Source organism: Halorussus litoreus (genome assembly GCF_003382685.1).
GTDB lineage: Archaea > Halobacteriota > Halobacteria > Halobacteriales > Haladaptataceae > Halorussus > Halorussus litoreus.
This window is the reverse complement of sequence record NZ_QLVG01000063.1, coordinates 24,181-30,550: the sequence shown is the minus strand read 5'-3', so window position 1 is coordinate 30,550 and position 6,370 is coordinate 24,181. Positions and strand designations below refer to the sequence as shown.

8 protein-coding genes are annotated in these 6,370 nt (G+C 69.4%); 3 read left to right on the top strand and 5 right to left on the bottom strand.

The features are described from left to right. Positions 1–851 (top strand): hypothetical protein (locus DPQ64_RS16690; RefSeq protein WP_232820613.1); only part of this gene is annotated, 851 nt, incomplete at its 5' end. 26 nt (positions 852–877) lie between these two features. Here the strand turns inward: DPQ64_RS16690 and DPQ64_RS16685 are convergent. The 5 genes from DPQ64_RS16685 to DPQ64_RS16665 all read right to left on the bottom strand — a co-directional run bounded on the left by DPQ64_RS16685 (position 878) and on the right by DPQ64_RS16665 (position 4,254). Continuing rightward, the gene (locus DPQ64_RS16685) at positions 878–1,429 is read right to left on the bottom strand and encodes a GMP synthase subunit A (protein WP_115865439.1); all 552 of its coding nucleotides are present in this window, start codon (positions 1,427–1,429) and stop codon (positions 878–880) included. Between the two features lie 105 nt (positions 1,430–1,534). Next, positions 1,535–1,975, bottom strand: a complete 441-nt coding sequence (locus DPQ64_RS16680; RefSeq protein WP_115865438.1) for a VOC family protein — start codon at positions 1,973–1,975, stop codon at positions 1,535–1,537. A 34-nt stretch (positions 1,976–2,009) separates the two neighbouring features. Then, positions 2,010–2,636, bottom strand: coding sequence for a hypothetical protein (locus DPQ64_RS16675; RefSeq protein WP_115865437.1), 627 nt, complete (start codon positions 2,634–2,636; stop codon positions 2,010–2,012). Between the two features lie 263 nt (positions 2,637–2,899). Then, positions 2,900–3,430: a DUF7097 family protein gene (locus DPQ64_RS16670; protein WP_115865436.1), complete on the bottom strand. Its 531-nt coding sequence runs from the start codon at positions 3,428–3,430 to the stop codon at positions 2,900–2,902. A gap of 59 nt (positions 3,431–3,489) precedes the next feature. Continuing rightward, positions 3,490–4,254 carry a ZIP family metal transporter gene (locus DPQ64_RS16665; protein ID WP_115865435.1) on the bottom strand — a complete coding sequence of 255 codons (765 nt, stop codon included), beginning with the start codon at positions 4,252–4,254 and terminating at the stop codon, positions 3,490–3,492. A 90-nt stretch (positions 4,255–4,344) separates the two neighbouring features. Between DPQ64_RS16665 and DPQ64_RS16660 the strand changes: the two genes are divergently transcribed. Beyond that, the gene (locus tag DPQ64_RS16660; protein ID WP_115865434.1) at positions 4,345–4,692 is read left to right on the top strand and encodes a DUF192 domain-containing protein; all 348 of its coding nucleotides are present in this window, start codon (positions 4,345–4,347) and stop codon (positions 4,690–4,692) included. A gap of 78 nt (positions 4,693–4,770) precedes the next feature. Then, the gene (locus DPQ64_RS16655; RefSeq protein ID WP_115865433.1) at positions 4,771–6,324 is read left to right on the top strand and encodes a 2-isopropylmalate synthase; all 1,554 of its coding nucleotides are present in this window, start codon (positions 4,771–4,773) and stop codon (positions 6,322–6,324) included. Positions 6,325–6,370 lie beyond the last annotated feature (46 nt).

Here is a 6,370-nt window from a genome sequence, read left to right as displayed (position 1 = left end):
CGCCCGCGCAGGACGGCGAGGATGGATGCCGGAGCAGGGTGGACGGTCGGGCAAGCCCTCTACGCTCGCGAGCCGACCTCCCGGGCAACCGCGTCGCGGTCGCGGGCCGCGAGTTCTGGGTCCACGGCGTCACCCACGCGGACACGCCGGCCGAGCGCGCGCACCTCCGCGAGCACGTCTCGCGGCTGCTCGACCGCGGCGCGGCGGTCTACTGCGAGCAGGGTATCCGCGAGATGTACTTCGAGGATATGCCGGAGGTCTGTGAGATGGACGACCTCAGTTGGGCCATCCGCCAGTGCGAGACGCGGGAGGGCGAGTCCGGCGTGGCGGGGTTCGTGGGTTCGGCCGTCCCCTGTCTCGCCGGGTCGACCGTAACCGACCTCGCCGAGGAGCTCGAATCGCTCGCGGGGCGAGTCCGCGACGCGATGTTCTCGCTGGCGGCCTCGCGCGGCGACTCCTTCGGGGAGGGGTTCAGCGTCGCGCTCGGCGGACTGGCATCGGCACTGCTCACGAGCCACGAGGACGCGGCCATCGGCGACGACTTCGAGTCGTTCGCCACGTCCCGCCGGGCGGCCCGCAATCCGGACGCGCTGATCGACCTCCAGCAGTTCTACGAGCGAACCTTCCTTCCCCAGCCGGTCGAGCGCGAGTGGCTCCGCCGCCACGACCCGGAACTCGAACTGCTCACCCACGCGCGCAACGAGCGCATGGCAGATTACGCGGTGTATCACGCCGAGGTCGACGAAGTCCATCTGATCGTGGGCGCTGCTCACCAGCCGGGGATCACCTACTACCTCGAACGAATACGGGACGGCGAGCGCTCGGTCGCGGGCTTCGAGTACGTCGAGTGAGCGTCGGCAGCGAAGATAAGAACGAGCTACGACTCGCAGACCGCGACGAAGTTCTCGAACAGCTCCTCGCCTTCCGCGGTGTGAGCCACCTCCGGGTGCCACTGGACGCCGTACAGGCCCCGGCTCGGGTCGCTCATCGCCTCGACGCCGCAGACGTCGCTGGTCGCGGTCCGTGCGAACCCCTCGGGAACCGCCTTCACCTCGTCGGCGTGGCTGGCCCAGACGCGAGTCTCGGGCGCGAGCGAGCCGATCACGGGGTCGTCGTCGTCCAGCACCTCGACCGTCACGTCGGCGTACCCCCCGTAGTCGCCCGACCCGACCTCGCCGTCGAGGATCTCGGCGATGGCCTGCATGCCGAGACAGATGCCCAGTACCGGCACGTCGAGGTCGAGGTAGTCCGCGCAGTTGCCGACGTCATCCATGCTCGGCCCGCCCGAAAGCACGAGGCCGTCGGCGTCCAACTCCTCGGCGGGAGTCGTGTTGTCGACGATCTCGGTGTCGACGCCCATGTCGCGGAGGGCGCGGTGTTCGAGGTGTGTGAACTGTCCGTGGTTGTCCACCACGAGGATGCGAGTCATTGGAGAGACGTAGTCAGCAGGTCCACAAAAGCCGTTCGATGGCGGGAAATCGTACTGCTCGCCGAGCGTTTCGGAGCAATCGACCGATACTGATTCGGAATCGACCTACTCCACCAGCGTTTCGGGGTCGAACCGCTCGTTCTTGCCGCGCCACTCCTCGCGGTCCTCCTCGCGCGTGTCGAGATACACCTCCAGCCCGTTCCCGTCCGGGTCGTCGAAGTACAGCGCCTTGCTGATGCCGTGGTCGACCGGCGCGACCTCGGCCCCGCGCTCGCGGAGCCGCCGGTGGGTCGCGGCGAGCGCTTCGGCGTCCGCGACCTCGAACGCGGCGTGGTAGAGGCCGACGCCGCGGTCGGGCGCTCGCGGGGCGTCGGTACCGACTTCCTGCAGCGCGACGTCGTGGTGGTGCTCGCCGTACGAGAGGAACGCGAAGGTACCGACGCGCTCGGTCACGCCGAGGCCGAGCACGTCGCGGTAGAACTCGACTGCCCGGTCCACGTCGCGGACTTTGAGGTGGACGTGACCGAGCGTCGTGGGGCGGTCCATGGTTCGACTACGGGCTGCCCGGAAAAGTACCCGTCTATTCGTTCCCGGCAGTCTCGGTCCCCATAGTCCCGTTTCCGGCGGTTTCGTTCCCCACGCCGCGCAGGCTCTCGTCCAGTTGGTCGAGCATCTCGACGCTGAAGTACTCGCTCAGCCGCGGCGGCAGTTCGTGGACGGTCACCCGAACGTAGCCGTCGCAGAACTCGCCGCCCGTGACGCGGTACACCGTTCCGGGTTCGACCGCGCGTTCGAGGTGCGCGCGAGTTCGCTCGACCGCGCCGAGGCCGTCGCCGTCTCCGAACAGTCCCGACGTCTCGGTCGGCTTCACCAGCACGGCGTCGCGAGCGAACCACTGGTCGACGCCCTGCGGGAAGCAAAGCGGCGGCGGGCGAACGCCGGGCTGGATCGGCCCGCCGACGATCACGATCTTGTTCACGACCGACGGCTCTAGCACGTCGCTAGACGGGACGACCGCCCGGAAGAAGTCGATCCCGCCGTTCTGTCCGCCGCCCTGTCCACGGTCACGCTGACCACTGACATCTCGACCGCCACCGTCCTGTCGCGCGAGCGAGCCTCGACTTCCGAGTCCCGCGAAGCCAACCAGTCCCGCCGCGCTCGCCGACGCGAGGAACGACCGCCTGTCGAGCGTTCGGTCGTCGTCCATGGCATCGAATACAGCGTCGCCACGTCCAAAACGGTTGTCGCCCACCGTTCCAGCAGTGCTCCGACAAGTCGGCCGACTGCATGTGTCGCCCGGTGAACCAACCGACTTCCTGGTGTCTGCGGGAGCAGAGCGACCGCAGGCTCGGAAGACACGGTTTGTCTTCCGGTGGACTGAAAGCGCGCGACGGGGGCTTTCGAGGAGTTCTCGTCCGGCTATTAGCGTATCTGCACATCTCGCCCGTCTCTTATCTCCAACTTCAGGACTCACTCGCCGTCGAGGTCGAACCGCTCGGCCGCCGATTCGAAGCTCGCTTCGGACTGCTCGCGCGACCGCCGGCCCTCCTTCTCGGCGATGGCCTCCGGGTCGGGGTTCACGTCGTCGGTGACTCGCGCCCAGGACTTGTGGACCTTGGCGTGACACCACCGACACAGGTACACCGTGATCTCATGGCTCAGCGTCTCGCCCGACGAGGCGTACGAGAGGTGGTGTTCCTCCAGCAGCGGTCGCTCGTCGGAGTGGGCCATCCGGCGCTCGTCGAGGCCACACCGGATGCACTCGCGCTCGCGGTTGCGACACCGGAAGTGCGGGCAGGACTCCCAGTCCCAGTCGCCGTCGGGATTTGCCGCCGGGCATTCCAAATCGTCCTCGCGGCGCTCGCGGGCGAACTCGGGGTCCTGCTCGGGATTCTCGAAGGCGTACCGGCACTTCCCGTCGTCCGTGAGGTGGTCGCAGACCCCCACGTGGTCGTACGGGTCGTCCACGCCGACCGGGGTTCCGGAGGGCGTCTCTTTCATCCGTTCGTCGCATCCTCGGTCGCCGTCGGATAAAAACGGTCGGGTCGGTCGCGACCGACTCACTTCAGCACGTAGGTCATGACGAACCCCACGGCGGTCGCAATCGCTGTCGCCGACGAGACGTCCGCGTAGGCGTCGGGGAACACCTCGTCGGCGAGGCTCGCCAGGACGGCTCCCCCGGCGAACGCCCGAAGCGCCGCGAGCGTGGCGTCGCCGAACCCCGCGAACAACGCGTTGCCCGCCCACACCGACGCGCCGACGATCACCGAAACCGCAAACCACCCCGCGAGCGTCTTCCACGTGCCGTAGTCGTCGTCGAGCATAGCTCGGGTCCCGCCGAGCGCCTGGGGGAAATTGCTGGCGAAGAACGCCGCCACTAGCGCGAGGCCCGCCGACGAACCGCCGAGCAGGACGATGCCGAGCGCGGCGTTCTCGGGGACGCCGTCGAGGGTCACGCTCGCCAGCAGCGACCACCCGGACTCGCCCCCGCCGGACGTCCAGTGGGTGAACGCGTAGTCGACGCCGGCGAACAGCCCCGCGCCGAGCAGGACCCACGCGCTCGTGACCAACTGACCCCCGACCGCGAACGCGGGTTCGATGAGTTCGTAGGAGGCCGCCGTCACGAGCGCACCCGCGGCGAACGCCAGCAGGATCCCCATCACGCGGTCCGACGGGCCCCAGAACGTGCCGACGAGCGCCCCGAGCACGACCGAGATGCCCGAGGCGAAACCGTACAGGACGGGCTTCGACACCGCCGGGAGCCAAGACGGCCCGGCGACCGCTCCGACCAGTGACCCGAGAACGGTGAGCTGCGCCCCGTGCATGTCGGTGATTCCCCTGTCGTACGCTACGGACGGACAAATGACTTGTCGCCGACGGAAACGCTTTTTTCGCCGCCCCGACCACTGTCAGCTGTGCGCCTGGTCCACGAGTCCGACGGCAGTAGCGACACCCTCGCCACCGAGGTCGACATCGCCGACTCCTTCCTCGCGAAGGCCCGCGGGCTGATGTTCCGGTGGTCGATCCCCGACGACTACGCGCTCGTCTTCGAGTTCGACGGGGTGGACAGCCGGGACGTCCACATGGTGTTCGTCCCCTTCGCGCTCGACGTGCTCTGGCTTCGGGACGGCGAGGTCCAGCGCAAGGAACGCCTCTCGGCGTGGACCGGGTTGGCGAAGGCCGAGGCCGACCAGTTGGTCGAGCTTCCGGCGGGGAGCGCGGACGGGGTGAGCGTGGGCGACCGAATCCTGCTGGAGTCGTAGGTCCGGCAGACCGACCTGTCACAAGGCCCCCTTTAACGTCTCCGCCGGGAAATGCCTCGTCGTGGTTTCCCATGACCCGTGACCGATTTATTCGGGGGCTCCCCGAATAACACATCTCTCTCAGACCGCGACGTACAGCTTCTGGACACCACGCTCCGCGACGGCGAGCAAGCGCCGGGGGTCTCGCTCTCGCCCGACGAGAAGGCCGAGATAGCCACTGCCCTCGACGCGGCGGGCGTCGGAACCGTCGAGGCCGGGAGCGCCTGCACCGGCGACGGCGAGCGCGAGGCCATCCGGCGCGTCGCCGACCTCGACCTCGACGCTCGCGTCACCAGCTTCGCGCGGGGCATCCGTGACGACGTGGACCTCGCGCTCGACTGCGGTGTGGACGGCGTGAACCTCGTCGTGCCCGCCAGTGACCGCCACGTCGAGCGGAAGGTCGGGACGACCCGCGAGGCGGTGGTCGAGACGGTCGCCGACCTCGTGGCCCACGCCCGCGACCACGGCCTCTGGGTCGAGGTCATCGGCGAGGACGGCTCTCGTGCCGACCTCGACTTCCTCGAACGCCTCGCGCGCGCGGCCCACGATGCGGGCGCGGACCGCTTCTGCGTCGCCGACACGGTGGGTCACGCGAGCCCCGAGCGCGTCTCGGAGGCGGTGTCGCGGGTCGTCGATCTCGGGCCGGTCAGCGTCCACACCCACGACGACCTCGGCCTCGCGGTCACCAACGCGCTCGCGGGCGTGGCAGCGGGCGCGGATCTCGTCCACGCCACCGTCAACGGCGTCGGCGAGCGGGCGGGCAACGCCGCGCTCGAAGAGGTCGCCATCGCGCTCGACCACTGCTACGGCGTCGAGTCGGTCCAGACGACCCGGCTCTACGACCTCGCCCGGACGGTCGCGGACGCGACCGACGTGTCGCTCCCGCCGAACAAGGCGGTCGTCGGCGCGAACGCGTTCGCCCACGAGTCGGGCATCCACACCGACGGCACGCTCAAGGACGACCGGATGTACGAGCCGTACCCGCCGGAGACGGTGGGTCGGGAGCGTCGCCTCGTGCTCGGCAAGCACACCGGTCGAGCGGGCGCACGAGCCGTGCTCGCGGACCACGGCGTCTCGGTGGACGACGACGAGTTAGGTGAGGTCGTGACCCGCGTCCAGCGGCTCGCCGAGCGCGGCAAGCGCGTGACCGACGCCGACCTGCTCGCGGTCGCCGAGGACGTGCAGGGTCGCGAGCGCGACTCGCGCATCGAACTCCGGGAACTCACCGCGACCAGCGGCGGGCCGCTCCCGACAGCGAGCGTCCGGCTGGAAGTCGACGGCGAGGAGCGCGTAGCCAGCGGGACGGGCGACGGACCGGTCGACGCGGCGGTCGCGGCGGTCCGCGATGCCGTGGGACCGGCGGCCGACGCTCAGTTGGAATCGTACCACGTGGACGCCATCACCGGCGGGACCGACGCCGTCGTCACGGTCGAGGTCGAGATGGCCCGGGGCGACCGCTCGGTGACGGTCCGCGCCAGCGACGGCGACATCACCCGAGCGAGCGTCACCGCGATGGTCGACGCGCTCGACCGACTGCTCGCGACGGATGCGGACAGCCCCGACGGTGCCGACCCCGCGGTCGCCAACGACTGATCTGGCCTCTCGGATTCGACGACTGACCCTCCCGATTTTTGCGTCC

What these genes read in the sequence shown, in the direction of transcription:
- DPQ64_RS16685 (WP_115865439.1), bottom strand. Translation starts at nt 1,429, where the DNA reads ATGACTCGCATCCTCGTGGTGGACAACCACGGACAGTTCACACACCTC.
- DPQ64_RS16680 (WP_115865438.1), bottom strand. Translation starts at nt 1,975, where the DNA reads ATGGACCGCCCCACGACGCTCGGTCACGTCCACCTCAAAGTCCGCGAC.
- DPQ64_RS16675 (WP_115865437.1), bottom strand. Translation starts at nt 2,636, where the DNA reads ATGGACGACGACCGAACGCTCGACAGGCGGTCGTTCCTCGCGTCGGCG.
- DPQ64_RS16670 (WP_115865436.1), bottom strand. Translation starts at nt 3,430, where the DNA reads ATGAAAGAGACGCCCTCCGGAACCCCGGTCGGCGTGGACGACCCGTAC.
- DPQ64_RS16665 (WP_115865435.1), bottom strand. Translation starts at nt 4,254, where the DNA reads ATGCACGGGGCGCAGCTCACCGTTCTCGGGTCACTGGTCGGAGCGGTC.